This window comes from Pseudomonas sp. TYF_14, from assembly GCF_043105275.1.
In the GTDB taxonomy this organism is placed as follows: domain Bacteria; phylum Pseudomonadota; class Gammaproteobacteria; order Pseudomonadales; family Pseudomonadaceae; genus Aquipseudomonas; species Aquipseudomonas alloputida.
Genome location: NZ_JBICLK010000018.1, coordinates 1 through 15,134, shown reverse-complemented (window position 1 = coordinate 15,134; position 15,134 = coordinate 1). Strand labels below are relative to the sequence as shown.

General features: G+C 62.9%; 16 protein-coding genes. 9 read left to right on the top strand and 7 right to left on the bottom strand.

The features are described 5' to 3' along the window. The first annotated feature begins 65 nt into the window (after positions 1 to 65). The 3 genes from ACF8O8_RS05370 to ACF8O8_RS05360 all read left to right on the top strand — a co-directional run bounded on the left by ACF8O8_RS05370 (position 66) and on the right by ACF8O8_RS05360 (position 4,715). On the top strand, positions 66 to 1,448 hold the full coding sequence (locus tag ACF8O8_RS05370) for an APC family permease (RefSeq protein ID WP_392509343.1): 1,383 nt from the start codon (positions 66 to 68) through the stop codon (positions 1,446 to 1,448). Between the two features lie 152 nt (positions 1,449 to 1,600). After that, positions 1,601 to 3,181, top strand: a complete 1,581-nt coding sequence (locus tag ACF8O8_RS05365) for an aldehyde dehydrogenase (NADP(+)) (RefSeq protein ID WP_392509342.1) — start codon at positions 1,601 to 1,603, stop codon at positions 3,179 to 3,181. Positions 3,182 to 3,341: 160 nt separating this feature from the next. Next, positions 3,342 to 4,715 (top strand): 8-oxoguanine deaminase, encoded by a 1,374-nt coding sequence (locus ACF8O8_RS05360; protein WP_392509341.1) that lies wholly within the window; start codon positions 3,342 to 3,344, stop codon positions 4,713 to 4,715. Positions 4,716 to 4,828: 113 nt separating this feature from the next. Here ACF8O8_RS05360 and ACF8O8_RS05355 read toward each other — a convergent pair whose 3' ends face one another. Beyond that, entirely contained in the window at positions 4,829 to 5,320 is a 492-nt protein-coding gene (locus ACF8O8_RS05355) for a GNAT family N-acetyltransferase (RefSeq protein ID WP_392509340.1), read from the bottom strand. A gap of 162 nt (positions 5,321 to 5,482) precedes the next feature. Here ACF8O8_RS05355 and ACF8O8_RS05350 point away from each other — a divergent pair, with 162 nt between their 5' ends. Continuing rightward, positions 5,483 to 6,073: a biliverdin-producing heme oxygenase gene (locus ACF8O8_RS05350; RefSeq protein ID WP_392509339.1), complete on the top strand. Its 591-nt coding sequence runs from the start codon at positions 5,483 to 5,485 to the stop codon at positions 6,071 to 6,073. A 199-nt stretch (positions 6,074 to 6,272) separates the two neighbouring features. Beyond that, positions 6,273 to 6,647: a hypothetical protein gene (locus tag ACF8O8_RS05345; protein WP_392494358.1), complete on the top strand. Its 375-nt coding sequence runs from the start codon at positions 6,273 to 6,275 to the stop codon at positions 6,645 to 6,647. A gap of 29 nt (positions 6,648 to 6,676) precedes the next feature. Here ACF8O8_RS05345 and ACF8O8_RS05340 read toward each other — a convergent pair whose 3' ends face one another. After that, positions 6,677 to 6,832 carry a DUF2986 domain-containing protein gene (locus tag ACF8O8_RS05340; RefSeq protein ID WP_392509338.1) on the bottom strand — a complete coding sequence of 52 codons (156 nt, stop codon included), beginning with the start codon at positions 6,830 to 6,832 and terminating at the stop codon, positions 6,677 to 6,679. A 210-nt stretch (positions 6,833 to 7,042) separates the two neighbouring features. Here ACF8O8_RS05340 and ACF8O8_RS05335 point away from each other — a divergent pair, with 210 nt between their 5' ends. Next, a complete protein-coding gene (locus ACF8O8_RS05335; protein WP_392509337.1) occupies positions 7,043 to 8,797 on the top strand; it encodes a phosphoethanolamine transferase CptA in 1,755 nt (584 codons plus the stop codon). Between the two features lie 10 nt (positions 8,798 to 8,807). Here ACF8O8_RS05335 and ACF8O8_RS05330 read toward each other — a convergent pair whose 3' ends face one another. The 4 genes from ACF8O8_RS05330 to ACF8O8_RS05315 are packed head-to-tail and all read right to left on the bottom strand — an operon-like array spanning position 8,808 to position 12,212. Beyond that, the gene (locus ACF8O8_RS05330; RefSeq protein WP_392509336.1) at positions 8,808 to 9,338 is read right to left on the bottom strand and encodes a membrane integrity-associated transporter subunit PqiC; all 531 of its coding nucleotides are present in this window, start codon (positions 9,336 to 9,338) and stop codon (positions 8,808 to 8,810) included. An 11-nt stretch (positions 9,339 to 9,349) separates the two neighbouring features. Further along, complete coding sequence (locus ACF8O8_RS05325; protein WP_392509335.1) at positions 9,350 to 10,990, bottom strand: intermembrane transport protein PqiB; 1,641 nt, start codon at positions 10,988 to 10,990, stop codon at positions 9,350 to 9,352. After that, positions 10,990 to 11,619 (bottom strand): paraquat-inducible protein A, encoded by a 630-nt coding sequence (locus tag ACF8O8_RS05320; protein WP_392509334.1) that lies wholly within the window; start codon positions 11,617 to 11,619, stop codon positions 10,990 to 10,992. The genes ACF8O8_RS05325 and ACF8O8_RS05320 overlap by 1 nt, the downstream gene beginning before the upstream one ends. Continuing rightward, complete coding sequence (locus tag ACF8O8_RS05315) at positions 11,616 to 12,212, bottom strand: paraquat-inducible protein A (RefSeq protein ID WP_014860839.1); 597 nt, start codon at positions 12,210 to 12,212, stop codon at positions 11,616 to 11,618. Before ACF8O8_RS05315 ends, ACF8O8_RS05320 begins: the two co-directional genes overlap by 4 nt. Positions 12,213 to 12,362: 150 nt before the next feature. Here ACF8O8_RS05315 and ACF8O8_RS05310 point away from each other — a divergent pair, with 150 nt between their 5' ends. Next, positions 12,363 to 12,836, top strand: a complete 474-nt coding sequence (locus ACF8O8_RS05310; protein ID WP_392509333.1) for a hypothetical protein — start codon at positions 12,363 to 12,365, stop codon at positions 12,834 to 12,836. 49 nt (positions 12,837 to 12,885) lie between these two features. Here the strand turns inward: ACF8O8_RS05310 and ACF8O8_RS05305 are convergent, their stop codons facing one another. After that, positions 12,886 to 13,791 (bottom strand): LysR family transcriptional regulator, encoded by a 906-nt coding sequence (locus tag ACF8O8_RS05305; RefSeq protein ID WP_392509332.1) that lies wholly within the window; start codon positions 13,789 to 13,791, stop codon positions 12,886 to 12,888. 277 nt (positions 13,792 to 14,068) lie between these two features. Here ACF8O8_RS05305 and ACF8O8_RS05300 point away from each other — a divergent pair, with 277 nt between their 5' ends. Both ACF8O8_RS05300 and ACF8O8_RS05295 read left to right on the top strand, forming a co-directional pair. Next, the gene (locus ACF8O8_RS05300) at positions 14,069 to 14,455 is read left to right on the top strand and encodes a VOC family protein (protein WP_003250815.1); all 387 of its coding nucleotides are present in this window, start codon (positions 14,069 to 14,071) and stop codon (positions 14,453 to 14,455) included. 41 nt (positions 14,456 to 14,496) lie between these two features. Next, positions 14,497 to 15,066, top strand: coding sequence for a hypothetical protein (locus ACF8O8_RS05295; protein WP_003250813.1), 570 nt, complete (start codon positions 14,497 to 14,499; stop codon positions 15,064 to 15,066). Positions 15,067 to 15,134: the final 68 nt, after the last annotated feature.

Genomic DNA, 15,134 nt, shown 5'->3' with positions numbered 1-15,134 from the left:
ACACCTGACGGTCGCGAGCCTGCTCGCCTGCCGCGGTGTCCTGCATCCCTTTTCAGGAGTTAGCAATGCATACAACAACAAGTACAGCCCATAGCCACGCCCCGCATGCACCCTCGCAACCCGGCACCAGCACCGGCCGCTTCCGCAAGTCCATGAGCATGACCGCCCTGGTGCTGTTTGGCCTGGCCTACATGGTGCCCCTGGCCGTATTCACCACCTACGGGCTGGTCACCCAGATGACCAAAGGGCACCTGCCCACCGCCTACCTGCTCACGCTCGCCGCCATGCTGCTGACCGCCTACAGTTACGGCCGCATGGTCCAGGCCCACCCCTACTCCGGCTCGGTCTACACCTACACGCGCAAGGCCTTCGGCAGCCATATCGGCTTCATCACCGGTTGGACACTGCTGCTCGACTACATCTTTCTGCCGCTGCTCAGCTATCTGCTGATCGGCATCTACATGTCGGAATACTTCCCGACCATCCATGCCTGGGTGTGGGTAGCGGGTTCCATTGCTCTGGTCACCTTCCTCAACCTGATCGGCATCGAGTCGATCACCCGGGTCAACTGGATCCTGGTGGTGGTGCAACTGGTGTTCATCATCGTCTTCGTCGCTTTGTCCATTCTCAAGCTCAGCGGACAGGCGGAACCGGTGTCGCTGCTGGCCCCCTTGCACCACGATGGCTTCAGCGTGCCGTTGATCATGACCGGCGCCGCCGTGCTGTGCCTGTCGTTCCTCGGCTTCGATGCGGTGTCGACCATGGCTGAGGAAACCAGTAACCCGACCTACCGCATTCCCGTGGCGATTCTGGCGGTGTCGTTGATCGGCGGCCTGCTATTTCTGGTGGTGTCTTATTGCGCACAGATGGTGTTCCCCGATTGGGGCAGCTTCGCCGATCCGGATTCGGCGTCGGTTGACGTGATGCGCCGGGTGGGCGGCGAGCTGCTGGTAACCGCCTTCACCGCTACCTACGTGGCCGGCTGCTTCGCCTCGGCCATGGTGTCCCAGGCCAGCGTGTCGCGCGTACTGTTCGCCATGGGCCGCGACGGCGCATTGCCGCGGGCATTCGGCCAGCTGGTGACGAAAAAGCGCGTGCCAGCCACTGCCATCCTGGTGGTCAGCCTACTGTCGCTGATCGCCCTGGTGATCACCCTGGATACCGTGGCGAACATGATCAGCTTTGGCGCACTGTTCGCCTTCTCGGCGGTGAACCTTGCAGTGGTCAAGCACTACCTGGTTGACCAGAAACTGCGCGGTTGCCGCAACTGCCTGCTGTACGGCGCCATTCCCGGCCTGGGCTTTCTCAGCACGCTGTGGCTGTGGAGCAGCCTGACCAGCCTGTCGTTCACCATCGGCCTGTGCTGGATGGGCCTGGGCCTGTTGGTGCTACTGGGGCTGACCCGGGCGTTGCGCGTGAAGCTGCCAGAGTTGCAGATGGCCGAGTGAGCCCGACGCCTTGCGTGACCGCTCCTGCAGGGCATCGCGAGAACCCGGGTGATAACTGCTCGTTATCACCCGATCCGTATTAATCATTATTCAGCCCCCCATTCGCCCCCTACAGTCCTGACCAACGATTGTCATTGCCAACGGGAAACGAAATGTCCATCGAACACCGCCTGAACCACATCGCCGGCCAGCTCAGTGGCCACGGTGACGTGCTGCTGCACAGCCTCGACGCCCACACCGGTGAAACACTGCCCTACGCCTTCCACCAGGCGACTGGCGATGAAGTCGAGGCCGCCGCCCAGGCCGCCGAGGTGGCCTACCCGAGCTACCGCAGCACCCGCCCGGACCAGCGCGCCGCTTTTCTCGACGCTATCGCCAGCGAACTGGACGCGTTGGGTGATGACTTCATCCAGGACGTGATGCGCGAAACCGCACTGCCTGAAGCACGCATCCGCGGCGAACGCAGCCGCACCAGCAACCAGCTGCGCCTGTTTGCCGAGGTGGTACGGCGTGGCGACTTCTACGCTGCACGCATCGACCGCGCCCTGCCCCAGCGCACCCCACTGCCGCGCCCGGACCTGCGCCAGTACCGCATCGGCGTGGGCCCGGTGGCCGTGTTCGGCGCCAGCAACTTCCCTCTGGCCTTCTCCACCGCTGGCGGTGACACCGCTTCGGCGCTGGCCGCCGGCTGCCCGGTGGTGTTCAAGGCACACAGCGGGCACATGCTCACTGCGGCCCATGTGGCCGCGGCCATCGACCGTGCAGTGACCGGCAGCGGTATGCCGGCAGGCGTTTTCAACATGATCTACGGTGCCGGTGTGGGCGAAGCGCTGGTCAAGCACCCAGCCATCCAGGCGGTCGGCTTCACCGGCTCGCTGCGCGGTGGCCGCGCCCTGTGCGACATGGCCGCAGCGCGCCCGCAGCCGATCCCTGTGTTCGCCGAAATGAGCAGTATCAACCCGGTGGTTGTGCTGCCGCAGGCTCTGCAGGCTCGCGGTGAGCAGGTGGCGACCGAGCTGGCCGCCTCGGTGGTGCTGGGCTGCGGGCAGTTCTGCACCAACCCGGGCCTGGTGGTGGGTATCCGGTCGCCACACTTCGAGCATTTCCTGCAAACGCTGGTGGCACGCATGGCCGACCAAGGCCCGCAGACCATGCTCAACGCTGGCACCCTGCGCAGCTACCAGAACGCTGTGCAGCACCTGCTGGCGCACCCGGGTATCCAGCATCTGGCCGGCCAACCGCAAACCGGTAACCAGGCTCTGCCGCAGTTGTTCAAGGCCGACGTGAGCCTGCTGCTCAATGGCGACCCGCTGTTGCAGGAAGAAGTCTTCGGCCCTACCACCGTGGTGGTTGAAGTGGCCGATGCCCAGCAATTGGCCGAAGCATTGCGTCACCTGCAAGGTCAGCTGACTGCCACCCTGATTGCCGAACCTGACGACCTGCGCACCTTTGCCTCACTGGTGCCGTTGCTGGAACGCAAGGCCGGGCGCTTGCTGCTCAATGGCTACCCGACCGGCGTGGAGGTTTCCGATGCCATGGTGCATGGCGGCCCCTACCCGGCCACCTCCGACGCCCGCGGCACTTCGGTCGGCACCTTGGCCATCGACCGCTTCCTGCGCCCGGTGTGCTTCCAGAACTACCCTGACGCACTGCTGCCGGATGCGTTGAAAAACGCTAACCCGCTGGGGATTGCCCGGTTGCTGGAGGGTGTGAGCAGCCGCGAGGCGGTGTGATCTTTCATGGCTGCAACCCGTGCCGGCCTCTTCGCGGCTCTAGCCGCCAAGAGGCCGGCACGGGCACTTCGAGCTGTATACAATCAGTAAAAAGCTTGCTTACAATACCGAGCGCCTATGACATCGGTAATCGCCGATGCGTATTGCGCAGGCTTGCACCATGTCATCTACAAACCCTGCAATAACGCTCCTCGTCAAAAACGCCGCACTTCTGGTCACCATGGACGGCGAACGCCGCGAAATCAAGAACGGCGGTCTGTTCATCGAAGGCAACCTGATCAAGCAAGTTGGCCCCAGCGAAACCCTCCCGCAGCACGCCGACGTGGTTCTGGACATGGCCGGCAAGGTGGTCATCCCAGGCCTGGTCAACACCCACCACCACATGTACCAGAGCCTCACCCGCGTGGTACCGGCCGCTCAGGACGGCGAGCTGTTCAACTGGTTGACCAACCTGTACCCGATCTGGGCGCGCCTGACCCCCGAGATGATCGCGGTGTCGACCCAGACCGCCATGGCCGAGCTGATCCTGTCCGGCTGCACCACCTCCAGCGACCACCTGTATATCTACCCCAACGGCTGCAAGCTCGACGACAGCATCCACGCGGCGGCCGAGATCGGCATGCGCTTCCACGCCGCGCGCGGCAGCATGAGCGTGGGCCAGAGCCAAGGCGGCCTGCCACCTGACGCGGTGGTGGAAAAGGAAGCCGACATCCTCAAGGAATCGCAACGCCTGATCGAGGACTACCACGATGCCAGCCACGGCTCGATGCGCCGTATCGTGGTCGCGCCATGCTCGCCATTCTCGGTCAGCCGCGACCTGATGCGCGAAGCTGCCGTGCTGGCGCGCCAGTATGGGGTGTCGCTGCACACCCACCTGGCCGAGAACGTCAACGACATCGCCTACAGCCGCGAGAAGTTCGGCATGACCCCTGCCGAGTACGCCGAAGACCTTGGCTGGGTCGGCCATGATGTATGGCATGCCCACTGCGTGCAGCTCGACCAGCACGGCATCGAGCTGTTCGCCCGCACCGGCACCGGCGTCGCCCACTGCCCATGCTCGAACATGCGGCTGGCCTCGGGCATCGCCCCGGTACGCAAGATGCGCGACCACGGCGTACCGGTGGGCCTGGGGGTCGATGGCTCTGCCTCCAACGACGGCGCCAGCATGATCGGTGAAGTGCGCCAGGCCCTGCTGCTGCAACGGGTGGGCTTCGGCCCTGACGCGATGACCGCACGCGAAGCGCTGGAGATAGCCACCCTGGGTGGCGCGAAAGTGCTCAACCGCAATGATATCGGCGCCCTGGCCCCGGGCATGGTCGCCGATTTCGTCGCCTTCGACCTGGGCCATGTGGCGTATGCCGGCGGCCACCATGACCCATTGGCGGCACTGGTGTTCTGCACCCCGACCCAGGTGCATACCAGCGTGATCAACGGCCGTGTCGTGGTGAAAGACGGCCAGCTGGCCACCGTCGACCTGCCGCGGGTACTGGAACGCCACAACCAGCTGGCCCATCAGCTGGTCAGTGGCACTTGAGGCCAGGCATCAGCTCGGCATCGCCGGGTTGAATGAAGGGCATGCGCAGCCCTTTGGGCTGCGCTGTCACCTAGGCAAGCTGCGGGTAGCGCGCACTACGATGTCATGTCCACTCAAAGGTCCATGACCATCTCATGCCAGGCCATACCGCCGTGGTCCGACGGCGACGGTTTCACGTATCGGTAGCCCAGCTTCTGGTACAGGGCCACATGCTGCTCCTTGCACATCAGGTGAATGGTCTGCTTGCTCGCCGCGTGCATGCGCCCGATGAATTCGTTCATCAACAGTTTGGCGTAGCCTTTGCCCTGGTGGGCCGGGTCTACGACCACCGACATGATCACCACGTTCGCTGCCGCCGGGTCATGGCCGACCAGCTCTTTGAAGGCCTCGTCGGACATCACGACCTCGTGGGCGCAGCCACTGTTGATGAAACCCACGATCTCGCCGTCACTTTCCAGCACCAGGAAGCCTTGTGGGTACTGCGTGATACGCGTGCGGATTTTCTCCAGCGTGGCGGCCTCATCCCCTTCGTAGGCGCCAATTTCGATGGCGTAGCAACGCTCGGCATCGGCGGGAACGGAGGTGCGGAACTGAAGGGCGCTCATGGCAAGTATCCTTGGCAATGGTAAAGGCAGCCGCCATGATAAATGAGCCTCGACCTTGCGCTCCATCATTGCGAACTCGGTCAGGTCGGGCGTGTGACGCTTGATGCTTGCCAAGGATGGCAAGCATCATGGGGTCCTTGCTCTATTGCCACGGATACGCCGATGACCGCTGTAACTTCCCCCTTCACCGAACCAAGCCGCTGCAAGCGCCTGAAAGCGGCCAGCAGCAGAGATCATGACAGCGTCGATCAACTGGTAATGGCAGCGCGGCCTTTCGAGAACCGCGAGCGTTATGGGCGCTTCCTGCAGGTGCAGCACCGTTTTCATGGCAGCCTGCTGGCGTTGTATCAGGATGAACAGCTCAACCAGCAACTGCCGGGGCTGGCGGCGCTTTCACGGTTCGCGGCAGTCGAGGCCGACCTGCGCGACCTCGGCCTGCCGCTGCCAACGCCCGCCCAACCGGTCTGTGTCAGCTCGGCCCAGGCCTTGGGATGGCTGTATTGCAGTGAAGGTTCGAACCTGGGGGCGGCGTTTCTCTACAAGCACACGCAACGTCTTGGGCTGGAGGGTGACAAGGGCGCCCGCCACCTGGCCCCTCACCCGGATGGCCGAGCGCTGCATTGGCGCGCATTTGTTGCCAGGCTGGACAGCCTGGTGCTGGGGGATCAGGAAGAAGCAGAGGTGGTGAAAGGGGCGATTGCTGCGTTCGACAGTTACCGGCGGCATTTGCGTGAGGTGTTTGCAGGCCTATGACTGACCAGTGGGGCACTCACGGCGGCTACTGCACAGCGCCAACCACCCCGGCAAATTTCTTCAAGTTGTTGCTGTAGCGAACTTTTTCTTGATTCCCTGTCTATGTGTGAGGCGCAGAAAGGTAGCGGAACGCGAGACAAGGTTCGCCCCACACCTGCTGGCCAGATGGCTCATTCGTTATCAGAGGTTGGCTACGCTCATGAAAATACATGTCGCAAGGTTGGTGCTGCTCGGCCTGTTCTCGCTCGCAGCGGTGGGCACGGCATCGGCAACGCAAATGAAAGCCGCCGAACCGGTTTCCCCGGCTGTCCAGTCACCGTTAAAGCCAGCCGGCAACCCTTGGTCGAGCGTGGCCAGCGTGGCCGTTGACCAGCCGGCCACCCTCCTGGCGCATGATGACGATCGCTGGCACGACCATCGAAGCGATTGGCGCCGCGAACAGTGGCGGCGTGAACAAGCCCGTCGGGACTGGGAGCGGCGGCGCGACTGGGAACGGCGCCGTGATTGGGAGCGCCGCCATGAGCGCGCCATGCGCCAGCGTCATCATGACGCGCATCATTACTACCGCCGTTGAAGCCCAAGCAATCGGTTTTAGGGGCAGTGTCAGTCGGCCAGCTGCGGAGCGTCGCCCGCCGCCTCTGCCTCCATCTTCAAGCGGTCCGCCTTGCAGATGTACTTGGGCTTGCGTGGCGCCAGTTTGGCACTGGCCTTTTTGGCATGCGCCTGCAATAGCTGCTTGATCTTCTTACGACGGTTCATAGTCTACGGGGCCTTTCAGGACGTTTCGCTGCCGCCATCATACCCCGGCAGCCTGGGAAAACGCAGTGAACAGCCCAGCTTATGCCTGCTACGGCCACGCAGGTCACAGGATTCAACGCGTTGACGTATTTTTCACAGTCCGCAGATTAGCGTCACGCCCTTTCCGGTCACGCGCACAACCGCTGGCCGCCAAGGTACGACGAGGCTTACGTGTCAAACACTACATCCCCCGCCGCGCACAAGCGCGTGGACTGGGCCGGGCTCGGCTGGCTCTTGCTGTTCTTCTGGTATTTCTCCGGTGTAACCCAGGCGCTGCTGCTGTTCAGCGGGACGACCGGCTTCGCCGGTTTTCGCGATGCGTTATTCCTCAGCAGCCTATGGCTGGCGCCCGTCCTGCTGCTGCCGCGCTTCACCCGCGCCACCGCGGCAATCATTGGTCTGGTGCTGTGGGCTGCATCGCTGGTGGGCCTGAGCTACTTCGGCATCTATCGCCAGGAATTTTCACAAAGCGTCATCTTTGTGATGTTCGAGTCCAACACCGCCGAGGCTGGTGAGTACTTCAGCCAATACTTCAGCGTGGGGCTGGGCCTGGCACTGGTGCTGTACACGCTGGTCGCGGTAATGCTGTGGCGGCGCGTGCGCCCGGTCAGCCTGCCGCTGCGCAGCCGCCTGCCGGTGGTCGTGCTATTGCTGGTAGCCAACCTGGTCATGCCGTTCTACAAGCAGATGGTCACCCAGGAGCGCAACTTCGCCGATGCGCTCGAAAAAGTGCAGCAACGAATGGAGCCGGCCGTCCCTTGGCAGTTGCTGGTCGGCTACCGACAGTACCGCCAGCAACTGGACAACATGCAGAAACTGCTGGCCCAGAATGCCGCACTGCCACCGCTGCAAAACCTGCGAGACAGCAGTGGTACAGCGCCGCGCACCCTGGTATTGGTGCTCGGCGAGTCGACCACCCGCGAGCACATGCACCTGTATGGCTATGACCGCGACACCACGCCCAACCTCGACGCGCTGGCCGCCAGCGACAAGGGCCTGACCGTGTTCCGCGACGTGGTATCGCCGCGCCCGTACACCATCGAAGTGATGCAGCAGATCCTCACGTTCGGCGACGAGCAGAACCCGGACCGTTTCCTCAGCGACCCGTCGCTGATCAACCTGCTGAAACAGGCAGGCTACAAGACCTTCTGGATCACCAACCAGCAGACCTTGACCAAGCGCAACACCATGCTCACCACCTTCTCGCAGCAAACAGACGCGCCGGTGTACCTGAACAACCAGCGCAACCAGAATGCCCGCCAGTACGATGACGTGGTGCTGGCGCCGTTCGAGAAAGCCCTGCAGGACCCTGCGCCCAACAAGTTCATCATCGTGCACCTGCTGGGCACGCACATGGACTACCGCTACCGCTACCCGGACGACTATGCGCACTTCAACGACAAGCAAGGTGTGCCAGCCAAGCTGACGGCGGACCAGGTAGAAACCTACAACTTCTATGACAACGCGGTGCGCTACAACGACTATGTGGTGTCGACCCTGATCAAGCGTTATGCGGCAGGCAACCCCAACGGGTTCCTGATGTACCTGTCCGATCATGGTGAAGACGTGTACAGCTCCGGTGACCACGACCGCCTGGGGCGCAATGAAGGCGCACCGACCCGGCCGATGTACACCATCCCGTTCCTGCTGTGGACCTCGCCTAGCTGGCAGGCCGAACACCCGCGTGACTTGCAGGCAATGGCCAACCGCCCCTACAGCAGTTCGCATCTGATCCATACCCTGTCAGACCTGGCCGGATTGAGCTACGACCGCTATGAACCGGCCAAGAGCCTGGTGAGCCCACAGTTCGTGGCAGCACCACGCTGGATCGGCGACCCGTACCGCAAGGATGGCTTGCGCGAGTTCGATCAGCTGCCGCAGGACAAGGCCGACGGGGCACAGGAAACAGCCAGCACCCGGCAGTAATAAGGCCGGTTCATGCCCGGCAGCTACCCTGCAGGGCACTCCCCTGCACCGCCTCGGCCAACTTGCGCAGGTTGGCCTGGTGTGCATTCACCAGGCTGGTGATGCTGTTGTCCGCGGCAGTCTGCACAGACGTACGGCAGGTCAGCTCGGTCTGCCCTTGCTGCTTCAGGCGCCACACCGCCTCCAGCGAGGCATAGCGCCCTGGTACCGTGTCGAAGCGCTGCACATCCACCCGCAGCGACGCCTTGCCACCGCCCGCCGGGCCGCCCAACAGGTCCTGCAGGGCGCTGCGGAATTCATCCACCAGGTTGGCGCCCCACCACTCCGTCTCCAGAATGGCCAGGCCGCTCTGCCCTTGCCGCACCACCAACTGTGGGCGGTCGACCTGGGGCGGCACAGCCACCCTGACCACCTGGATGCGTTGGCCGCTGTCACGTACCGGGTCGCTCGGTACCAACGTGTGGTAGTTGTTCGGCGTACTGCTGCAGCCCCCGAGCCACACCAGCAGGCTGGCCACACATGCATTGCGCAGTCGTTGCATCGGCTGTCTCCTCAGGGTTCAAGGTCTGCGGACCCGGCCGCTTTCGGCCGGCCACGAATCAGCGACTCGGGGTGGCGGCCCAGGTAATCGGCAAGGTCACGTAGCGAACGCGACATGCGCTCCAGCTCGTCCAGCGTTTCACCCATTCGCTCGCGCTGCGGCGAATCTTCGGAAATGGCCGAGTTGGCCGTACGCAGGGTCTTGTGTACCTCGTCCAGCGCCACTTTCACCTCCGGCAGCGTCTGGCCATTGAACTGCCTGAGGCTGGCGCGCAGCTCACGCAAGCTACCGTCCAGGTTACCGGCGATGCTTTCCAGCGGCAGCTTGGCAATGCGCTCCATCACCCGCTGCAGCTGTTCCTGCAACTGCTCAAGGCTGCCGGGCAGCGTCGGGATCATGATGGGGTCGGCAGCCATGTCGAAGGCCACCTTGGGGGCATCGGGGTAAAAGTCCAGCGAAATGAACATCTGCCCGGTGATCAGGTTGCCGCTACGCGCCTGGGCCCGCAGCCCATGTTCGACAAAGGTGCCAATCAGTTTCCGCGCCCCTTGCATATCGCCCTCGGTGTGCTTGAACACCGCCAGCATCTTGCGGTGCACCGGCCCTAGCCGCTGCGGGTATATCACCGCATCGACCACTACCGGGAAGCTCTGCCGCGTAGCATCGTAATCGAGCTGGATCGAGGTGACCCGGCCAAACTCCACACCCTTGAACTCCACTGGCGCGCCCACCGACAGGCCGCGCATGGCCTGGTCGAAGCGCAACTGCAGGTACTGCGCCTGGCCATGCGGAGGCGACAGCGCCATGTCGCGGTCGGCGAATAGCTGGAAGCGGGCCTGGTCGGCAGCAGGCTCGGCTTGCGCGGCGAAATCGGGCGAGCCGAAGGCCAGCCCGCCCACCAGAATCGACGACAGCGATTCGGTATCGACCTTCAGGCCATTGGCACCGATCTGCATGTCGATGCCACTGGCATTCCAGAAGCGCGTGTCATCAGTGACGAATGTGTCGTAGGGCGCCTGCACGAACACGCCAATCTCTACCCCCTTGCCATCACTCTGGAGCGCAAAGGACACCACTTCGCCCACCGGGATCTTGCGGTAGTAGATCGAAGAACCGATATCCAGCGAGCCCAGGTCGCTGGCGACAAGAACGAAACGCTTGCCCTTTTCGTCATAGGTGATCGGCGGTGGCAGCTCCAGGCCGACAAAGGACTTTTCCGGCACCTTCGACTCGCCGGAATCGGCCCCGATGAAACTGCCCGAAAGCAACGTGTCCACCCCGGAAACCCCGCCCACGCCGATGCGCGGTCGCACCACCCAGAAGCGCGCCCCTTGGGTAGCAAACGAACGGGCATCGTTGGAAAGCTGAACCTTGGCCACCACACTCTTCTTGTCGTCGGCCAAGTCCACCGTGGTCACTTCGCCAATCACCACGCTGCGGTATTTTACCTGGGTCTTGTGCGCCACCAATCCCTCCCCGCTGTGGAAAGAAATGGTGATCACCGGCCCTTGCTGCATCCAGTTGCGCACCACCAGCGAAGCGCCGATGAGGATCGCCAGGATCGGCACGATCCATACCAGCGACACGCTCCAACGTCGGGTGCGCACTTCAACCTGCCCAGGGCCCTCGCGCTTGTCAGTCTGTTGCCCCATCAATGCGGCCTCCCCTCGTTGGCATGGCTATCCCAGATCAAGCGTGGATCAAAGCTCATCGCAGAGAACATGGTCAGCACTACCACCATGCCAAAAAACAGAATGCCCACACGCGGCTCGATGGTGCCCAGCCCGCGCAGTTGCACCAGCGCAGCCACCAACGCCACTACCATCACATCGAGCATGGACCAATAGCCGATCAGCTCGACGAAGCGGTACAACTGCGAACGCTGCCGGCAGGCCCAGGAAGAACCACGCTGGGCAGTGAACAGCAGCAGGCCAAGGGAAAAGAACTTGATGGCGGGCACACCCACGCTGGCAATGAAAATGATCAGCGCGATGTCCCAGGCCCCGGCTTCCCAGAACTCCAGCACGCCACCGCCAATGGTGCTTTCTGTACCACTGCCGAGCATTTCGGTGTGCATCACCGGCAGCAGGTTGGCGGGAATGTAGAAAATCAGGGCGGCCAGCAGAAACGCCCAGCCACGGCTGATGGCATTGGCCTTGCGCCGGTGAATGACGGCGCCGCAACGGTTGCAGGTGTACGCGCCACTGCGCGTGTCGCATGCCTGGCCACAGCCATGGCACAGACACAAGCCAAGGTCGTGCGCCATGGCTGGGACAGTCATACCTGTTCCCACAAATCGCGGATGTCCTTGCCGGCAATGTGGATGATCAACATGCTCAGTGCGGCCAGGGCCAGCAGGCCGATACCGGGGATCACATCGAGCAGCCCCGCCAGCTTGATCACCGCCACCATCGCCCCCAGCAGACACACCTCCAGCATGCTCCAGGGCCGCAGGCTTTCCAGGCCACGCATGCACAGGGCAAAGCCGGGGGCGCGCTGACCGGCAAGGGCAAAACTCAACACCCAGCACAACAGGGCAATTTGCAGCAGCGGCGCAAAAATGATCGACAGTGCCATGACCAGGGCGATGAAGGTGATACTGCCGTGACTGAGGATCTGCACGGCGTCCCACAATGTGGCCGAGTGGGTCAGCCCCTGCATGCCGATGGTCATCACCGGGTAATAGTTGGCGAACACCAGCAGGACACCGCCAGTCACACTCAATGCCAGCCGCTGCTCGATGGTCAGTGACCTGTGCCGGTACAGCACGCCGCCACAGCGCTGGCAAAGGGCACGTTGATGTTTGAGCAGCGGTGCACGGTGGTACACCGTGTCGCAATACTCGCAGATGATCAGATCTTGCGTCTGGCTCATGGTTTGCCCGCAGGTAGCCTTGGATCAGGCCAAGAGGCTAATCGGAACGGCGTCTGATATCCGGTGTAGACCATCTGGGCAAAACTTCCATCACGACCTCAAAGGCGAACTATCCTGTGAGGCGGGCTTTCCGCCCGGTGGAGGTGTGCCATGCGTACGTTCACGTGGAGTTACCTGTTGATGCTGCTGTGCGCAGCATCGGCCGCCCAGGCGCAGTCGGTGGTGCCGCTCAAGGGCCAGAGCAGCCAGCAGATGCAACTGGATATCAATGATTGCAATACCGTCGCCACCAATGCCGCAAACGGCACGGCGACGTCCAGCGACCCCCATGTCGGTAGCCGGGTTCGCGGTGCAGCTGCGGGTGCCGCCGCCGGTGCTGTAGGCGCGCAGGTGCGCGGCAACCAGCATGACGCGTTGTACGACCGGGTGGGTGACGATGCCAAGCAGCAATACCGGCAGAACCGTGCCGGCGAAGTGGCCGCCGCCGGGGCCGCGGTCGGTGGCATGCGCCAGCGTCAGGACCGGCGCCAGGATCGGCGCGGCCAGGACGAGGCAAAAAATCAGGCCCATGCCAGTGCCTACAGCGGTTGCCTGCAGGGGCGCGGCTATCAGGTCAGCCCCTGAGCAATGCCACGCCATGCGCCTCCTGCCGAGGCAGCATGGCGTGCTCAGTTCAGAACTTCGCCAGCTCTTCCCGGCAAAACTCCACGAACAACTGCGCCGGCTTGGTCAGCTGGACTCGCTTCAACCACGCCGCCGCCAGCCCCGACAGCGCCACCGGCTCGGCAATGTCGAGCATTGCCAGGCGTTGGCCGTCATAGGTGAATTCCGAGTGCGGACGGGTTACCAGCAACGAAAAACCGAAACCCTGACCGACCATGCCGCGCACCATCTCGATCGACGGCGAACTGAAGACAATGTTCGGTGCCAGGCCCATCTCGTTGAACAAGCTGACGAAGTAGGTGCGGCTAGGGGCCACGTCCAGCAGGATCATCGGCTCCGGGCACAGGTCGCGCAGCGAGACCTGGGCCTGGCCGGCAAAGCGGTGGTTCTCGGGTAGCAGCACATAGGGCTTCTGCGGCGGCATCAGTGGCTCGGCCTCGATGGTGCCATCCAGGTCGTGGTCATAGAGAAATGCCAGGTCGAATGTTCCGGCGGTCAGGCCCTGGATCAGGTCCTGCTGTTCACCGTCGCGCAGGCGAATATCCACACCCGGGTAGCGCTGACGAAAACCGGCGATCAGGCGCGGCAGGTAGAGTGGCGCCACGGTTTCGAAACAGCCAATGTCGATTTGCCCGGCGACGGTATCGTTGTCGGCCAGGGCATTCTGTTCGAACTCATGGGCCATCTGCAGCAGCGACTTGGTCTTGGCGTAGAAGCGTTTGCCGCTGGGTGTCAATGACACGCCCTGGGCGTGGTGGCGGATGAACAGCTGCACACCGAAACTTTCCTCCAGGCTCTTGATGGCCGTGGAGATGGACGGCTGGGCGATGTACAGCTGGCGTGACGCTTCGGCCACACTGCCCGCTTCCACGGTGGTGACGAAGTACTTCAGTTGTCGCAAGGTATAGGCAGCCACAGGGTACCTCTCTGACGCGGGTCTGGGCAGGCTGGGATCATGCCTCACACTTTACCCTTGGCTGCCGCTCTGCGGGGGCTGAGCGCTGAAGGATTTACCTATGCCTTGAACAGGTTTTTTGTAGGGTCTGCCAGTACCTCGTCTCACAGGCCTGCGCAAACCGGCGCCGCACCACGCTTGCACCTGTAACGGGCCCTCGTGGCACTGCAACCGCTGGTCAAAAACGCCCGAACGTCTTTACTGATAGTCATCGGCCCCAGGTAAACGGTGTGTGCTTATGAAGATCGTGGTCACCAGCATCCTCGTCGACGACCAGGCCAAGGCCCTGGCTTTCTACCACTACGTACTCGGTTTCGAGCCCAGGCACGACATCCCCATGGGCCGGCACCGCTGGTTGACCCTGACTTCGCCCAACGACCCCAATGGCGTCGAACTGCTGCTGGAACCTGACGCGCACCCGGCGGCCAAGGTGTACAAGGCCGCGCTCAAGCAGGATGGCATTCCCGCCACCTCGTTCGGCGTGCGCGATATCCAGGCCGAATACACCCGGCTATGTGCAGCCGGTGTGCAGTTCATCCGGCCACCCACCCCTATGGGGCCGGTTACCGTGGCGGTGTTCGATGACACGTGCGGCAACTTGATCCAGATTGCCCAGAAGCACTAGCCGGTTGCCCTTACCCCAATGCGCACCCACAAGGAAAAAAGATGCGCCACGAATTCAGCGAAGTGCTCAACGACCTGGTCGACTACTTTCTGCTCGGCGATATCCAGTTGCTCGAGCGCTTCAAGCAAGACCATCAACTGCCCGACGACCTGGCCGGTGCGTTCACCCACGGTGACAGCGGCGACCAGGCGGTGCGCGAAGGCATCGTGCTGCCGCTGGCCGGTGTCGACAACCTGCCCTACCGCATCCTGTTCACCCTCGATAACCACACCCCGGCCCTGCGCGAGGCCGGCAGCCGCCTGAAGCACCGGCGCAATGGCTATGTACTGCGGGTCGAGCACGGTGCGCTGATGCTGTACACCTGGCGCATCCTGCAGCACTTCACGCCCAAGACCCTGGGTGACCTGATGGCGCGTTACCAGGTGCCAGGGCGGCCGATCATCGAACTGGACAATGGCTGGTACGACGTGGAGGTGCTGGCGGGGGCACTGGTGCGCGACGGGTTGTACGAGCCGGCATTCGAGTTCGTGCTGAAGAAGCGCTGGAGCCGGGGTGAGGCGACAGCTGTGGATACCGGGTATGCATTCGGGCTTCGTGGCTACTTCGACTGATTGATCGCCTGTGCCGGCCTCTTCGCGGGTGAACCCGCTCCTACAAAGCTTTCGAGGCCTGTGTTGAT

Bases quoted from the DNA above. Each gene is read 5' to 3' on its own strand.
- ACF8O8_RS05370 (WP_392509343.1), top strand. From the start codon at position 66: ATGCATACAACAACAAGTACAGCCCATAGCCACGCCCCGCATGCACCC.
- ACF8O8_RS05365 (WP_392509342.1), top strand. From the start codon at position 1,601: ATGTCCATCGAACACCGCCTGAACCACATCGCCGGCCAGCTCAGTGGC.
- ACF8O8_RS05360 (WP_392509341.1), top strand. From the start codon at position 3,342: ATGTCATCTACAAACCCTGCAATAACGCTCCTCGTCAAAAACGCCGCA.
- ACF8O8_RS05355 (WP_392509340.1), bottom strand. From the start codon at position 5,320: ATGAGCGCCCTTCAGTTCCGCACCTCCGTTCCCGCCGATGCCGAGCGT.
- ACF8O8_RS05350 (WP_392509339.1), top strand. From the start codon at position 5,483: ATGACCGCTGTAACTTCCCCCTTCACCGAACCAAGCCGCTGCAAGCGC.
- ACF8O8_RS05345 (WP_392494358.1), top strand. From the start codon at position 6,273: ATGAAAATACATGTCGCAAGGTTGGTGCTGCTCGGCCTGTTCTCGCTC.
- ACF8O8_RS05340 (WP_392509338.1), bottom strand. From the start codon at position 6,832: ATGAACCGTCGTAAGAAGATCAAGCAGCTATTGCAGGCGCATGCCAAA.
- ACF8O8_RS05330 (WP_392509336.1), bottom strand. From the start codon at position 9,338: ATGCAACGACTGCGCAATGCATGTGTGGCCAGCCTGCTGGTGTGGCTC.
- ACF8O8_RS05325 (WP_392509335.1), bottom strand. From the start codon at position 10,990: ATGGGGCAACAGACTGACAAGCGCGAGGGCCCTGGGCAGGTTGAAGTG.
- ACF8O8_RS05320 (WP_392509334.1), bottom strand. From the start codon at position 11,619: ATGACTGTCCCAGCCATGGCGCACGACCTTGGCTTGTGTCTGTGCCAT.
- ACF8O8_RS05315 (WP_014860839.1), bottom strand. From the start codon at position 12,212: ATGAGCCAGACGCAAGATCTGATCATCTGCGAGTATTGCGACACGGTG.
- ACF8O8_RS05310 (WP_392509333.1), top strand. From the start codon at position 12,363: ATGCGTACGTTCACGTGGAGTTACCTGTTGATGCTGCTGTGCGCAGCA.
- ACF8O8_RS05300 (WP_003250815.1), top strand. From the start codon at position 14,069: ATGAAGATCGTGGTCACCAGCATCCTCGTCGACGACCAGGCCAAGGCC.
- ACF8O8_RS05295 (WP_003250813.1), top strand. From the start codon at position 14,497: ATGCGCCACGAATTCAGCGAAGTGCTCAACGACCTGGTCGACTACTTT.